The sequence below is a fragment of the Pseudomonas sp. NPDC090755 genome (assembly GCF_044769005.1).
Classification (GTDB): Bacteria; Pseudomonadota; Gammaproteobacteria; order Pseudomonadales; family Pseudomonadaceae; genus Aquipseudomonas.
Map to the genome: position 1 here is coordinate 108,558 of NZ_JBIVXC010000018.1, position 14,874 is coordinate 123,431.

A 14,874-nucleotide genomic window follows, 5' to 3' on the forward strand; every position below is an offset into this window, starting at 1 on the left:
CAGCGAGAACTCCCATGCCTGAATTCAATGCTCCGTTGCGCGACATGCGCTTTGTCCTTCACGAAGTCTTCCAGGGCCCTGCCCTGTGGGCGCGCCTGCCGGCCCTGGCCGAGCGGGTGGACGCCGACACCGCCGACGCCATCCTCGAAGAGGCGGCGAAAATCACCGGCCAGTTGATCGCCCCGCTCAACCGCAGCGGCGACGAACAGGGCGTACAGTTCGACGCAGGCCAGGTACGCACCCCGGACGGCTTCGCCCAGGCCTGGCAGACCTACCGCGACGGTGGCTGGGTGGGCCTGGCCGGCAACCCCGAGCACGGCGGCCTGGGCATGCCGAAGATGCTGGCGGTGCAATTCGAAGAGATGCTGTATGCCGCCAACTGCAGCTTCAGCCTGTATTCGGCGCTCAGTGCCGGCTGCTGCCTGGCCCTGGATGCCCACGCCAGCGATGAACTCAAGGCCATCTACCTGCCGCCGCTGTACAGCGGCCAGTGGGCCGGCACCATGTGCCTGACCGAACCCCACGCCGGCACGGACCTGGGGATCATCCGCACCCGCGCCGAGCCCCAGGCCGATGGCAGCTACGCCATCAGCGGCACCAAGATCTTCATCACCGGTGGCGAGCAGGACCTCACCGAGAACATCATTCACCTGGTGCTGGCCAAGCTGCCGGACGCCCCGGCCGGGCCCAAGGGCATTTCCCTGTTCCTGGTGCCCAAGTTCCTGGTCGATGCCGACGGCAAGCCCGGCGCGCGCAATGCCGCCCATTGCGGCTCGCTCGAACACAAGATGGGCATCAAGGCCTCGGCCACCTGCGTGATGAACTTCGACGGCGCCACCGGCTACCTGATCGGCGAAGCCAACCGTGGCCTGGCCGCCATGTTCACCATGATGAACTACGAGCGCCTGTCCATCGGTATCCAGGGGATCGGTTGCGCCGAGGCGTCCTACCAGAACGCCGTACGCTACGCCCAGGATCGCCTGCAAAGCCGCGCGGCCACCGGGCCCCAGGCGCGCGACAAGGTCGCCGACCCGATCATCGTCCACCCGGATGTACGGCGCATGCTGCTGACCATGCGCGCCCTGACCGAAGGTGGCCGCGCCTTCGCCACCTACGTCGGCCAGCAACTGGACATCGCCAAATACGCCGACGATGCCGAGGAGCGTGACGCCGCGCAGCGCCAGGTGGCGCTGCTGACACCGGTGGCCAAGGCGTTCTTCACCGACAACGGCCTGGAGAGTTGCGTGCTGGGCCAGCAGGTGTTCGGCGGCCACGGCTACATACGCGAGTGGGGCCAGGAACAACTGGTGCGCGATGTGCGTATCGCCCAGATCTACGAAGGCACCAACGGCATCCAGGCCCTGGACCTGCTGGGCCGCAAGGTGGTGGCCGACGGCGGCAAGGCACTGGGCGAATTCACCGCGCAGATTCGCAGTTTCTGCCAGGCCGACACACCCTATGGTGCCCCCCTGCTCAACGCGGTGGCCGAACTGGAAAGCCTGAGCCAGTGGTTGTGCGGACAGGCGGGCCAGGATGCCAACGCCGTCGGCGCGGCATCGGTGGAGTACCTGCAACTGTTCGGTTATGTCGCCTATGCCTACATGTGGGCGCGCATGGATGCCGTGGCAGCGGCGAGCCAGGCAAGCGATCCGGCCTTCTACGGGGCCAAGCGCGCCAGCGCTGCGTTCTACTTCGCCCGCCTGTTGCCGCGTACCCTGTCGCTGCAGGCCAGTATCCGGGCCGGCAGCCCGTCATTGTTCGCCCTGGCGGCTGAGCAGTTCTGAAGAACATTCGCGGCCGCCGGTCGGCCGCGAAATGCTCTCATCCCTGTAGACAGTAGGGGGTATGGCTGCGAAATCAGTGCATTTGCAGGTTTTTCACGGTAAAAAATTCCTACAACTGATAGTCATTCGCCATTATCTCGGTTCTCGCCGCCTACGCTGCAAGGGTAGAATAGGCAAAACCGGGAGTCTCGATGAACCACACCAGCCACAGCGCCGACGAACACGATGCCATCACCGATGCCGCCGCGCAGTGGTGCCTGCGCCTGCAATCAGAAGACTGTACGGCGCTGGAGCGGCAAGCCTTCGAGCGGTGGCTGGCCGCCGATCCCGTGCATGTCCAGGAATACCAGGCCATGCTGGAGATCTGGCAGACCGCCGATCACCTGCCCCGCAGCGGCGTACCCGGCAATGTCATCAACCTGCCCCTGCGCCGTCGCCCCCGTGCCTGGCGCCACTATGCCTCGGCCGCCGCCATTGCCCTGGTGGCCCTGCCGGTCGGTGCCTGGATCGGCTGGGAGCAAGGCTGGCTGCCCAACAGCTACCAGCACCTGGAAAGCGGCAACGCCATCAGCCATGTGGTACTCACCGACGGCAGCCAGGTCGAACTGAACCTGGGTACCGAGTTGCGCTATGCCAACTACAAGGACGAACGCCGCGTCACCCTGATCAAGGGCGAGGCCTTTTTCAAGGTCGAGCACGACAGCCAGCATCCGTTCGTGGTACGCGCAGCCCAGGGCCAGACCCGGGTCACCGGCACCCAGTTCAACGTGTGGAAGTACGAAGACCAGGTCAAGGTGACCCTGGTCGAAGGCTCGGTCCTGGTCAGCAGCGACCGCACCAACACCGACGGCGGCTATCGCCTGGGCCCCGGCATGCAGGCCAGCTACCAGGCCGGCGACTACGAGCCGAGCCTGAGCCAGACCTACGCCCAGGACACGAGCCTGGCCTGGCGCAATGGCAAGCTGATCCTCGACAACCTGAGCCTGGCCCAGGCCCTGCCGCAGATCAACCGCTACCTGGACAAGCCCCTGCGGCTGGCCGACGAGACCACCGGCAACATTCGCATCAGCGGCATCTATGACACCACCCAGATCGCCCGCCTGGTCAGCAACCTGCCCAAGGTATTACCGGTCTACCTGACCCGCACCAAGGATGGCAGCATGGTCCTCAACCACATCTCGCCGCCCCCCTCCCGGGGCTGAGCCTTGCGCTCAACCCCGCCGGTTTCCTACAGCATCATCGCCGCCAGCCAACCGAACGCCAGCAGCGGCAGGTTGTAGTGGATGAAGGTCGGTACCACGGTGTCCCAGATATGGTGATGCTGGCCATCGACGTTCAGGCCCGAGGTCGGGCCAAGGGTCGAGTCCGAAGCCGGTGAGCCGGCATCGCCCAGTGCGCCGGCGGTGCCGACGATGCACACGGTGGCGACCGGGTCGAAGCCCAGCTGCACGCACAGCGGCACGAAGATCGCGGCCAGGATCGGCACGGTGGAAAACGACGAGCCGATGCCCATGGTCACCAGCAGGCCCACCAGCAGCATCAGCAAGGCGCCGATGCCCTTGCTGTGATCGATCCACACCGCCGAGGTCTCGACCAGGGTCTTGACCTCGCCGGTGGCTTTCATCACCTCGGCAAAGCCGGACGCGGCGATCATGATGAAGCCGATCATGGCCATCATCTTCATGCCTTCGGTGAACAGGTCATCGGTTTCCTTCCAGCGCACAATGCCCGAGAGTGAGAAGATCAGGAAACCGGTCATGGCGCCGATGATCATCGAGTCCAGCAGCAACTGGATGATGAAGGCCGAAGCAATGGCAACGCCGGCCACCAGCAGGGTCAGCGGGTTGTAGCGCACCGCCACCTGTTCGACCTGCTCAATCTTCTCCAGGTCATAGACGCGCTTTTTCCGGTAGCTGAAAAACACCGCCAGCAGCAGGCCGAAGAGCATGCCCGCCGCCGGAATGGCCATGGCATGGGTGACGTTGACGCCACTGACATCCACGCCACTGCGGCTGACGTTGGCCAGCAGGATCTCGTTGAGGAAGATGTTGCCGAAGCCCACCGGCAGGAACATGTACGGGGTGATCAGGCCGAAGGTCATCACACAGGCCACCAGGCGCCGGTCGATCTGCAGCTTGGTCAGCACATAAAGCAGCGGCGGCACCAGCAGCGGAATGAAGGCGATGTGGATCGGCAGGATGTTCTGCGACGAGATCGCCACCACCAGCAGCAGGCCGATCAGCAGCCATTTGATCTTGCCGCCGTCGGTATGCCCCTGGCGGTCGATCATGGCCAGGGCGCGATCGGCCAGGGCATGAGCCATGCCGGACTTGGCGATCGCCACGGCAAAGGCGCCGAGCAAGGCGTAGGACAAGGCCACGGTGGCACCACCGCCCAGCCCGCCATTGAACGCCTTGAGCGTCCCTTCGATACCCAGGCCGCCCACCAACCCGCCCACCAGCGCGCCGACGATCAGGGCGATCACCACATGCACGCGGGACAGACTCAGTATCAGCATGATGCCGACCGCGGCAATTACTGCATTCATTCCTGTGACCTCTAGAAACCAGACAAAAAGCGACCGCTACGGCGACAAACTGCTCGGAAGCAGTGGCCGAACGACAAGTGTTTTTATGGTTCTTTGCGGGGCAAGCCCGCTCGCAAAGCGAATACCAACCCGCTCTTGCTCTTGCTCTTCATGCACGCAAGTTCAAGCGCTGCCGACCGCGACTTCAGGAGGCCGAGTGGAGGTGCCTGTAGGGGCCGTGCGCAGCACCTTCGGCGTCAGCCGAAGAACGCGAGCCGTAGACTTGGCGAAGCAAGTCGTAGGCCGCGTGGCCCCGGAAGGTGCCGTAACGAGGGGACCCGGAGCGCAGCGTAGGGCCGGATGCAGGAGCAAGCGGTTTTGCCTACTTTTTCCAAGAAAAAAGTAGGCCGCCGTAAAGGCGGAAGGGGCCAGCAGCGTCGCTGCATGGAACGGATAAGCTCGCAGCCTCAAGACCCAAGCCCAAGGACCACATCCCCCGGAATTCCGTAAAGAACCATTTTTATTGAGGGCGCACACTCTGAAGCAGGGCCCTGCGCTTGTCAAAGTCCGGCGCTGCGCCGGTGTCGTCTGGGCGACCGAAAACGACGCATTTAAGTTGAACGTTTGAATAAAGAAAACAGCCTGCCAGCCGATAAGGTCGTTAGCCTCAATCTTTCTGGATCAAAGGACTTCGCCATGTCGTTCAGACAACTTTCCATTCAGTGGAAGATCACCCTGCTGGCCGGGTTGTGCCTGGCCAGCATCGTTACCTTGCTGGTGGGACTCTCGCTGTACCGCATGGAGCACAGTTCGGAACTGGTCAAGGCCAGCAGCATGCAGATGCTCACCGAAGCGGCCCAGGGACGCATCGAGTCCCAGGGCGAAGTCCAGGCCCTGAACATCCGTCGCCAGTTCATGGATGCCTACCAGTACGGCGCCGGTTTCTCCCGTCAGGTGCTGTTCTTGCGCGAGCAGGCCGAAAAGCGCTTTCTCGACGCCTTCGACCTGCGCGAAGACCTGACCCGCCAGGTGCGTGCCGCCTTACAGGCCAATCCCGACCTGCTCGGCCTGTCGCTGGTGTTCGAGCCCGACGCCCTGGACAACAAGGACGCGCTGTTCGTCAACCAGGAGCAATTGGGCAGCAACGAGAAAGGTCGCTTTGCCCTGTACTGGTCACAACCGACCCCGGGCCAGCTGACCTCCATGGCGTTGCCGGAAAAGGACATGGCCGACACCAGCATCGGCCCCAGCGGCGAGCCGGCCAACACCTGGTCGGTGTGCCCGCGCACCACGCGCAAGACCTGCGTGATCGAGCCGTACTTCTATCAGATCAACGGCCAGCAGGTGCTGATGACCAGCATCGTGTTCCCGCTGATCGTCGCCGACAAGGTGGTCGCCACCCTGTCCATCGACATCAACCTCAACAGCCTGCAGGCCCTGAGCCAGCAAGCGAGTCGCAATCTCTACCAGGGTCAGACCCAGGTCAGCATCCTAAGCCCTGCAGGCCTGCTGGCCGGCTATAGCCCGGATGCCAGCAAGCTGGCCCAGCGCCTTGACCAGGTCGACCCGGTAAAAGGCGCCGAACTGGTCCGCCTGCTGACCGACAGCACACCGCTGCACAGCCTGCACCATAACCAGCGCCTCAAGGTGCTGGCCTCCTTCCCCCCGATTCCCGGCGGCAAACCCTGGGGCGTGCTGCTCGACGTACCGGAAAGCGCCCTGACCGGCCCGGCCGAAGCCCTCAAGCAGGAACTCGACCAGCGCAACACCAGTGGCACCCTGGTCGAACTGGGCCTGGGCGGCCTGGCGGCAGTGATCGGCCTGCTGCTGATCTGGCTGATGGCCCGTGGCGTGACCCGGCCGATCCTCGGCGTGGCCGCCATGCTCAAGGACATCGCCAGTGGCGAAGGCGACCTGACCCGTCGCCTGCACTACGACAAGCGCGATGAACTGGGTGAACTGGCCGGCTGGTTCAACCGCTTCCTGGACAAGCTGCAGCCGACCATTGCCGAGGTCAAACGCTCGGTCCAGGCAGCCCGCGATACCGCCGACCAGTCCTCGGCCATCGCCAGCCAGACCAGCGCCGGCATGGAACAGCAGTACCGCCAGGTCGACCAGGTGGCCACCGCTTCCCATGAAATGAGCGCCACCGCCCAGGACGTCGCCCGCAGCGCCGCCCAGGCGGCACAGGCCGCCCGCGATGCCGACCAGGCCACCCGCCAGGGCCTGGCGGTGATCGACCGCACCACCACCAGCATCGACACCCTGGCCGCCGACATGAGCACCGCCATGGTCCAGGTCGAAGGCCTGGCGCAGAACAGTGAGAAGATCGGCTCGGTGCTGGAAGTCATCCGCTCTATCGCCGAACAGACCAACCTGCTGGCACTCAATGCTGCCATCGAGGCGGCCCGTGCCGGTGAAGCCGGTCGCGGTTTCGCCGTGGTGGCCGATGAAGTGCGCAACCTGGCCCGACGCACCCAGGAATCGGTGGAAGAAACCCGCCAGGTCATCGAAGAATTGCAAGCCGGTACCCGCGAGGTGGTCGGCGCCATGGACAGCAGCCATCGCCAGGCCCAGGGCAGCGTCGAGCAGGTTGGCCAGGCAGTGACCGCCCTGCAGCAGATCGGCGACGCGGTGACGGTGATCAGCGACATGAATCTGCAGATCGCCAGCGCGGCCGAGGAGCAGAGCGCCGTGGCCGAGGAGATCAACAACAACGTTGCGACCATCCGCGACGTCACCGAGTCGCTCTCCGGCCAGGCCAACGAGTCGGCGCGGGTCAGCCAGTCGCTCAACAGCCTGGCCAACCAGCAGCAGGGGCTGATGGACCAGTTCCGCGTGTGACCCCATCGCGGGGCAAGCCCGCTCCTACGTAGGAGCGGGCTTGCCCCGCGATCCCCCGCCTGCTCATCACCTACTACACTTGCCAGACTCCAGCCCCCCCCTGCGAGCGAGGCCGCATGAACCGACTCACCACCCTGCTGGGCAGTGCGCTGCTTGCCCTGAGCCTGGTCGGCCACGGCCATGCCGTCGACAAGACCACCCCCATCCACTTCGGCGACATCACCTGGGAAAGCGGCAGCCTGACCACCGAGATCCTGCGCCTGATCGTCGAGAAAGGTTACGGCTACCCCACCGACACCCTGCCCGGCAGCACCGTCAGCATGGAAGTGGCCCTGGCCCGCAACGATATCCAGGTGATCGCCGAAGAATGGGCCGGCCGCAGCCCCGCCTGGGTCAAGGCCGAACAGGCCGGCCAGGTGTTCGCCATCGGCGATACGGTGAAGAACGCCGATGAGGGCTGGTACGTGCCCGCCTTCGTGATCAAGGGCGATGCCGCGCGCGGTATCCGGCCCCTGGCCCCGGACCTGCGTTCGGTCACCGACCTCAAGCGTTACGCCCAGGTGTTCAGCGACCCGGAAGCGCCAGACAAGGGCCGCTTCCTCAACAGCCCCAGCGGCTGGACCTCGGAAATCGTCAACAGCCAGAAGCTCAAGGCCTACGGCCTCGAGGCGCTATACGTGAACTTTCGCAGCGGTTCCGGCGCCGCCCTGGACGCAGAGATCACCTCGTCGATCCGCCGTGGCAAGCCGGTGCTGTTCTACTACTGGTCACCTACCCCACTGATGGGCCGCTTCGAGCTGGTGCGCCTTAAGGAGCCGCCCTTCAACGCCGAGGCCTGGAAAACCCTGACCGATGCCAGCCACCCTAACCCGCAGGGCAGCCAGTCGCTGCCGGCGAAGCTGTCCATTGGTGTCTCGGCGCCGTTCAAGCAGCAGTACCCCGAACTGATCGACCTGTTCAGCAACGTCGACCTGCCGATCGACACCCTGAACCAGACCCTGGCGCAGATGAGTGAAACCCGGCAATCCCCCAAGGAAGCGGCGAAGCGGTTCCTCAAGGAGCACCCACAGATCTGGAAACCCTGGCTGCCCGCGGAGCAGGCCGCAAAGGTCGAAGCGGGCCTGTGAAAGGCTTTCAACAGTGCTGGATTGCAGCCATCATGGACGCTTCTTCTTGCCCGGCACCGGAGCTTCCAGTTGTCACTCAAGGCCCTGCGCACCCTGGTCACCATCGCCCGTCATGGCACCTTTGCCCGTGCTGCCGACTTGCTCAGCCTGACGCCGTCAGCGGTCAGCCTGCATATCCGCAGCCTGGAAGCGGAACTGAAAGTCACCCTGTTCGACCGTAGCCGACGCCAGGTCAGTCTGACCGAGGCCGGACACCTGGCCGTGGAGCGGGCCGAGGGGATTCTCGCGGCCTACGACGAGATGGCCGACGCCCTGATCAGCGGCCCGGGCCTGAGCGGACGCCTGAAGATCGGTGCCATCCAGACCGCCCTGGCCGGCCGCCTGCCTGCCGCCCTGGTGCGGATCAAGGCCGAGCACCCACACCTGCATATCAGCGTCCTCTCGGGGATGTCCGCCGAGCTGGCCCGGCGCGTCGAAGACGGCGAACTGGATGCGGCCATCACCACCGAGCCGGTAGCGCCCTTCCCGGCGAACCTCGACTTCACACCGCTCTACAAGAACCGCTTCTGGGCGGTGGCGGGCCCTGCCTTCGCGGGTACCGGCCTGCGTGAATTACTGGCCAGCCAACCCTTCCTGCGCTTCGACAAGCGTGCCTGGGCCGGGCGCATCATCGAACAAGAGCTGCGCAAGCAGCAGTTGCCCGTCAGCGAGCAGATGGAGCTGGACAGCCAGCAGGCCCTGACGCACATGGCCTCGATGGGCCTGGGCGTGGCCATTGTGCCGCTGGCCGATGACGACCTTCAGCGCTTGCCCGCCGTGACCTTGCTGCCTTTCGGTGAACCTCAGTGCGTGCGCCACGTGGGCTTGCTCGAACATGCCAGCAGCCGCCGTCGCCACCTGACCGCCGTACTGAAAACCGCCCTGGAGCAACCCTGAAGTTTTTCTCAACGGTCGATTGAGAATTCTGCGTTTTTTTCTTTCAGTGCGACAGGCTAGCCTGATGTCCACTCCCCCTCCGGGCGTGCTGACTGACAGGGAAATGCCAGATGCTGCAATTGATCCTCGCCACCATCGTCCCCATCGCCTTGCTGATTGCACTGGGAGGCTGGCTGCGCGCGCGGGGCTTTCTTGGCGAGTCGTTCTGGCCGGCAGCGGAACGCCTGAGCTACTTCGTGCTCCTGCCAGCCTTGTTCGTACACAGCCTGGCAACCGCCGACCTGAGCGGCTTGCCGGTGTTCGACATGGTGACCGTGCTGCTGCTCTCGACCCTGCTCGGTGCCCTCTTGCTGGTGCTGTGCAAAGGCAGGGTGGCCGGCGATGGTGCCAGCTTCACGTCGGTGTTCCAGGGGGGCGTGCGCTTCAACAACTACATCGGCGCGACGCTGGCGGCCGGGCTCTACGGCAGTGGCGGCATCGCCCTGGCCGCCGTGGCCAATGCCGCGATCGTGCCAGCCGTGAATGTCTTGTGCGTGATGGTCTTCGCCCGCTACAGCGGTAACCAGAGCTCGTACCTGGCGGTGATCAAGACGATCTTCACCAACCCGTTGATCGTTGGCTGCATCATCGGCATCACCTTGCACGTGACCGGCTTGGGCCTGCCGCCGGGCCTCGAACCGACCATCAAGGCGCTGGGCCAGGCGGCCTTGCCACTGGGCTTGCTGTGCGTAGGCGCGGCCCTGGGTAGCAACGCCCGGGGCCTGGGTGCCCGCCCGTTGCTGGCCGCTTCACTGTTCAAGTTCGTGGTATTGCCGCTAACCACCTATGGCGTCTGCCGCCTGCTGGGCCTGAGCGGCCAGGCGGCGATAGTCGCCATACTGTTCCAGGCGCTGCCAACGGCCTCGTCTTCCTATGTGATGGCCAGGCAAATGGGCGGCAACGCACCACTGATGGCCAACATCATTGCCTTGCAGACCGTGCTGGCTGCACTGACGCTACCGGTGATGCTGAGCCTGATGATGCATCTGTAGCCGCAACCTGGCGGCAGCGGCTATGGCATTCGGCGGCGCGGCAATGCGATGCTGACCCGCAAACCGCCGTACGGACTTTCCTGCAAGGTCAGGCTGCCACCCCAGGCATCGACGATGTCGCGCACGATGCCCAGCCCCAGTCCATGGCCGTCGACCTGCTCATCCAGCCGCGTGCCCCGTTCGAGCACCTGTTCGCGCAACGCCTCGGCAATGCCCGGTCCGTCGTCGTCGATCAACAACCGATAGTGCTGCGGATGCTCCTCGATGCTCAGTTGCACCAGGGTGTCGGCCCATTTGCAGGCGTTGTCCAGCAGGTTACCCAGCAGCTCCAGCAGGTCTTCGCGGTCCCAGGGCAGGAGCAGGCCTGCGGGAACGCGCTGGCTCAGCTCCAGGTCTTCGCCATGGATCATGCCCAGGGTCGACAAAAGTCCAGGCAGTTCGGCGTCGCAGTCGAACTGCGCACCCGGCAAGGCGTCACCGGCCAGGCGCGCACGATTGAGCTCGCGGCTCAGGCGCTGCTGGATCTGCTGCAGTTGCTCGCGCAGCTGCTCGCGTACCTCGGGCAAGTCCTTGAGCCGCTCACTGGACGCCAGGCTCAACAGCACCGCCAACGGCGTCTTCAGGGCATGCCCAAGGTTGCCCAAGGCATTGCGCGAACGCCGCAGGCTGTCCTCGGTATGGGCCAGCAAGTGGTTGATCTGTGCGACCAGGGGTTCAAGCTCACTGGGCACCTGGGTATCGAGCTGTGTGCGCTTGCCTTGCTGCAACTGGGCGATCTGTTCCCGCGCACGCTCCAACGGTCGCAATGAGCGGGTCACGGTGATGCGCTGCAACACCAGCACCAGGACCAATGCGACAAGGCCCAGGCCCAGCCCGATCTGCTGCATGCGACGAAACTGTTCACGTACCGGGGTGTAGTCCTGGGCGACACTGATGGCGATCGCCTGGCCAAAACGCCGGTAGTCGCTGCGCAAGACCAGCAGCTGCTGGTTTTCCGGCCCCAGTTGCTGGTCGGTGTGCAGGCCGGCGGTGTCCGGGGTCGGCATGTCCAGGTCCCAGAGTGAGCGGGATCGCCAGTTGCCGCCATCGAAATCGATGCGGAAGTAGTAACCGGAGAACGGGCGCTTGTAGGCTGAGGAAATACGCCGTTCATCGAGCTCGAGGCCGCTCTGCCCGCGCACCAGGGCAACCAGCAGGTTCTCGCTCTCCTTGCGCAGGCCCGCCTCCAGGTAGCGCTGCAACCCCACCTCGAACAACCACAGACTGATCTGCGCCAGGGCCAGCCCCACCAGCACCAGTACCGCGATCAGGCCAAGGCTCAAGCGTGCCTGGATCGACTTCACTCGCAGCTCCCGGCATAACGGTAACCCTGGCCGCGGCGGGTCTCGATGACACTGCGGCCAAGCTTGCGGCGCAGGTGGTTGACGTGGACCTCCAGGACGTTGGAGTCGCGCTCGGTCTCGCCGTCATACAGGTGTTCGGCCAGGTGGCTCTTGGACAGGATCTGCTGGGGATGCAGCATGAAGTAACGCAACAGGCGAAATTCCGCGGCGGTCAGCTGGATATCGACGCCATCACGGGTCACGCACTGGCGCCCTTCATCAAGTTGCAGGCCGGCCGCTTCCAGGGTCGGCTGGTTGGCCAGGCCACGCGCCCGACGCAATAATGACTGGACACGCAGCAGCAGCTCTTCCGGGTGGAACGGCTTGCTCAGGTAGTCGTCGGCACCGGCCTTCAGGCCTTCGATGCGCTCGGCCCAGGAACTGCGCGCCGTCAGGATCAGCACAGGTGTCGCCAGGCCTGAGGCACGCCATTGACCCAGTACCTCGAGCCCCGGCAGACCGGGCAGGCCCAGGTCGAGGATGATCAGGTCATAGGGTTCGCTGGCGCCCTGGTAGACCGCGTCACGCCCATCGGCCAGCCAGTCCACCGCATAGCCCTGGCGCTGCAGGCCCTGGGTCAGTTCGTCGGCCAGCGGCACATTGTCCTCGACCAGTAACAGGCGCATCAGTCATCTTCCTCGTCTTTGAGCAACGCTCCATTGGATGCATCGAGCTTGATCTCGCGCACCACCCCTTCAGGGGTCAACAACTCGACCTCATATTCAAGGCGGCCGTGCTTCTCTTCCAGTTCCGCTTCCAGCAACGTCGCCCCGGGATAGCGTCCCAGGGCATCGTTGAGCAGTTGCTCCAGCGGCAGGATAACGCCCTGCTGGCGCAGTTTCAGGGCTTCATCCTGATCGAGGTCGCGGGCCTGCACCAGTGAGCAGAGGGCCAACAGCGCAACGAGTACCGTCTGTGCTGTTCGCAATCGAAAGGTCATTACTTATCCTGGGCGTCCTTGAGGATTTCACCGGTCTTGGCGTCCATGTCCACGTCCCATTCGACGTTCTGGGCATCACGCAATTCGACCTTGTAGATGTAGCGACCGTACTCGTCTTCAAGTTCCGAATCGGTGACGGTGGCGCCAGGGTGCTTGGCGACAGCGGCAGCCTTGAGCTCGTCCAGGGACTTGATGGTCTTGGCATTTACCAGCTTCACGACTTCATCGGGTTGTACATCCTTGGCCAGGGCAACATTGGCACCCAGGGCAAGGGCAGCGGTGGCGAACAGGGCAGTCAAAGTCTTCATGGGGTCTCTCCATCGAGATCAATAATGTGTCTACGGGGCCTAGAGTAACCAACCGAACTTAATTGAAGCTGAAAACAACTGGCGACATGATAGCGCACCCCCGCCCCACAACCGGACCGCTGTTCTTTATAATTGCCGGGTCCAGACAGCGAGGCCCGTATGAGCGCAATCCACATCAAGTACCCGGCCCTGACCCTCAAGGCAGGCAGCCGTGCCCTGAGCCGTATCCGCGAGCGCGGGTTGCAGGCAGCGGATGTGGGCGTGTTGCCGGGCGCTGCGGGCGGGCCCAAGGCACTGGGTATCCAGGGCCTGGACCTGGCGCTGTTTGGCCACTGGCTGCCTGGCGCACCCCGCGAGCGGGCGCTGATCGGTGCCTCGATCGGCTCCTGGCGCTTCGCCAGTGCCTGCCTGCCCGACCCGGCCGAAGCCTTGCTGCGTCTCGGCCAGTTGTACACCGAACAGGATTTCGCCAAGGGCGTGACCCCGGTTGAAGTCAGCCGCAGCTGCCAGCGCATGCTCGACGACCTGCTCCAGGGGCGCGACGCACAGGTGCTCGACAACCCCGATTACCGCCTGAACATCATGGTGGTGAAAAGCCACGGGCTGCTTGCCCATGATCATCGCGGGCGCCTGGGCATGGGCTTGTCTTCGGTGATCGCCGACAACCTGATCGGTCGCCCGCGGCTGGCGCGGCACTTCGAGCGGATCATCCTGCATGACGCCCGCAGCAATCCGCCGCTGCAGCCCCTGACCGACTTTCCGTCGCGTTGCCTGCCGCTGGATGTGACCAACCTGCGCCACGCGCTGCTGGCCTCAGGCTCCATCCCCATGGTGATGGAAGGCGTACGGGACATCCCGGGTGTGGGCCAGGGCACCTACCGCGATGGCGGGTTGCTCGACTACCACCTGGACCTGCCCTATCGGGGCGACGACATCGTGCTCTACCCGCACTTTACCGACAAGGTCATTCCCGGCTGGTTCGACAAGGCCCTGCCCTGGCGCCGCGGTGATGCCGAACGCTTGCGCAACGTACTGCTGCTGGCCCCGTCGACCCAGTACCTGGCCAGCCTGCCCTTCGGCAAGCTACCCGACCGTAGCGACTTCAAACGCTTCATGGGCGATGCCGGCAGCCGACAGCGCTACTGGCACACGGCGATGTCCGAAAGCCGGCGCCTAGGTGACGAACTGCTCGAACTGATCGAAACCGGCAGGCTGCATCAGCAACTGCAACCGCTGTAACCACCATGCTGGTAAACTGATCGGCAGCATTGGTTTTCAGAGTTGAGACATCGTGGAAATTTTCAAAGAGTTCACCTTCGAATCGGCGCACCGCCTCCCGCACGTTCCCGAAGGACACAAGTGTGGTCGCCTGCATGGCCATTCGTTCAAGGTTGCCCTGCACCTGACCGGTCCTCTGGACCCGCATACCGGCTGGATTCGCGACTTCGCCGAGATCAAGGCGATCTTCAAGCCGCTGTACGAGCAGCTGGACCACAACTACCTGAACGACATCCCCGGCCTGGAAAACCCGACCAGCGAAGTGATCGCCAAGTGGATCTGGGACCAGGTCAAGCCACTGCTGCCTGAACTGTCCAAGGTGCGCATCCATGAGACCTGCACCAGTGGTTGCGAGTATTACGGCGACTGAGTGGTAACGGATGAGACGAGACCACCCTTCGGGGTGGTTTTTTTTGGCCCGTAACTTTCAGGCAGCGATCCCTGTAGCCGCTGCCGAGGCACGAGGCTGCGATCGGTCGCGTAGCGACCGCAAGCCAGGCAGCGCGGTGTTTGAGGATCAGCCCGGGACTGGCAGGCGCCTGCTGCGCAGTCGATCGCAGCCTGGCGGTAGCGGCTACAGGGGCGGCGGTGCGCCACAAAGACAAAACCCCTACCTGCGTATGCAGATAGGGGTTTCGGAATTTAATCTTGACGATGACCTACTCTCACATGGGGAAACCCCACACTACCATCGGCGATGCATCGTTTCACTGCTGA

General features: G+C 64.2%; 13 protein-coding genes and 1 pseudogene. 9 read left to right on the forward strand and 5 right to left on the reverse strand.

Translation table 11 applies throughout. The annotated features are described in order from the left end of the window. Nucleotides 1-14 precede the first annotated feature (14 nt). Nucleotides 15-1,784, forward strand: coding sequence for an acyl-CoA dehydrogenase C-terminal domain-containing protein (locus tag ACIQUS_RS22305; protein ID WP_403051560.1), 1,770 nt, complete (start codon nt 15-17; stop codon nt 1,782-1,784). Nucleotides 1,785-1,975: 191 nt separating this feature from the next. Next, nucleotides 1,976-2,986, forward strand: coding sequence for a FecR family protein (locus tag ACIQUS_RS22310; RefSeq protein ID WP_403051563.1), 1,011 nt, complete (start codon nt 1,976-1,978; stop codon nt 2,984-2,986). A gap of 26 nt (nt 2,987-3,012) precedes the next feature. Here the strand turns inward: ACIQUS_RS22310 and ACIQUS_RS22315 are convergent, their stop codons facing one another. After that, nucleotides 3,013-4,332, reverse strand: a complete 1,320-nt coding sequence (locus ACIQUS_RS22315) for a Na+/H+ antiporter family protein (RefSeq protein ID WP_403051566.1) — start codon at nt 4,330-4,332, stop codon at nt 3,013-3,015. 1,818 nt (nt 4,333-6,150) lie between these two features. On the opposite strand from ACIQUS_RS22315, the pseudogene ACIQUS_RS22320 reads away from it, so the two are divergent. The 5 genes and pseudogenes from ACIQUS_RS22320 to ACIQUS_RS22340 form a co-directional block, all read left to right on the forward strand. After that, nucleotides 6,151-6,297 (forward strand): annotated as a pseudogene (locus tag ACIQUS_RS22320) (HAMP domain-containing protein); the annotation flags it as partial. Between the two features lie 102 nt (nt 6,298-6,399). Beyond that, entirely contained in the window at nt 6,400-7,155 is a 756-nt protein-coding gene (locus ACIQUS_RS22325; protein WP_403051605.1) for a methyl-accepting chemotaxis protein, read from the forward strand. Nucleotides 7,156-7,271: 116 nt separating this feature from the next. Next, entirely contained in the window at nt 7,272-8,282 is a 1,011-nt protein-coding gene (locus tag ACIQUS_RS22330) for an ABC transporter substrate-binding protein (protein WP_403051569.1), read from the forward strand. Nucleotides 8,283-8,351: 69 nt separating this feature from the next. Then, complete coding sequence (locus ACIQUS_RS22335) at nt 8,352-9,218, forward strand: LysR family transcriptional regulator (RefSeq protein WP_403051572.1); 867 nt, start codon at nt 8,352-8,354, stop codon at nt 9,216-9,218. Between the two features lie 110 nt (nt 9,219-9,328). Beyond that, nucleotides 9,329-10,249, forward strand: a complete 921-nt coding sequence (locus ACIQUS_RS22340) for an AEC family transporter (RefSeq protein WP_403051575.1) — start codon at nt 9,329-9,331, stop codon at nt 10,247-10,249. Between the two features lie 20 nt (nt 10,250-10,269). Here ACIQUS_RS22340 and ACIQUS_RS22345 read toward each other — a convergent pair whose 3' ends face one another. From ACIQUS_RS22345 to ACIQUS_RS22360, 4 genes are read right to left on the reverse strand one after another with little or no spacing between them, the layout of a single operon-like run. Next, complete coding sequence (locus ACIQUS_RS22345) at nt 10,270-11,592, reverse strand: sensor histidine kinase (protein WP_403051578.1); 1,323 nt, start codon at nt 11,590-11,592, stop codon at nt 10,270-10,272. Beyond that, nucleotides 11,589-12,257: a response regulator transcription factor gene (locus tag ACIQUS_RS22350; protein ID WP_403051580.1), complete on the reverse strand. Its 669-nt coding sequence runs from the start codon at nt 12,255-12,257 to the stop codon at nt 11,589-11,591. Before ACIQUS_RS22350 ends, ACIQUS_RS22345 begins: the two co-directional genes overlap by 4 nt. Then, nucleotides 12,257-12,571: a PepSY domain-containing protein gene (locus tag ACIQUS_RS22355; RefSeq protein WP_403051583.1), complete on the reverse strand. Its 315-nt coding sequence runs from the start codon at nt 12,569-12,571 to the stop codon at nt 12,257-12,259. Before ACIQUS_RS22355 ends, ACIQUS_RS22350 begins: the two co-directional genes overlap by 1 nt. Then, complete coding sequence (locus ACIQUS_RS22360) at nt 12,571-12,879, reverse strand: PepSY domain-containing protein (protein ID WP_403051586.1); 309 nt, start codon at nt 12,877-12,879, stop codon at nt 12,571-12,573. The genes ACIQUS_RS22355 and ACIQUS_RS22360 overlap by 1 nt, the downstream gene beginning before the upstream one ends. Before the next feature lie 159 nt (nt 12,880-13,038). Here ACIQUS_RS22360 and ACIQUS_RS22365 point away from each other — a divergent pair, with 159 nt between their 5' ends. Together ACIQUS_RS22365 and queD are read left to right on the forward strand one after the other, a co-directional pair. After that, on the forward strand, nt 13,039-14,118 hold the full coding sequence (locus ACIQUS_RS22365; RefSeq protein WP_403051589.1) for a patatin-like phospholipase family protein: 1,080 nt from the start codon (nt 13,039-13,041) through the stop codon (nt 14,116-14,118). A 52-nt stretch (nt 14,119-14,170) separates the two neighbouring features. After that, on the forward strand, nt 14,171-14,527 hold the full coding sequence (queD, locus tag ACIQUS_RS22370) for a 6-carboxytetrahydropterin synthase QueD (protein ID WP_133210238.1): 357 nt from the start codon (nt 14,171-14,173) through the stop codon (nt 14,525-14,527). Nucleotides 14,528-14,874 lie beyond the last annotated feature (347 nt).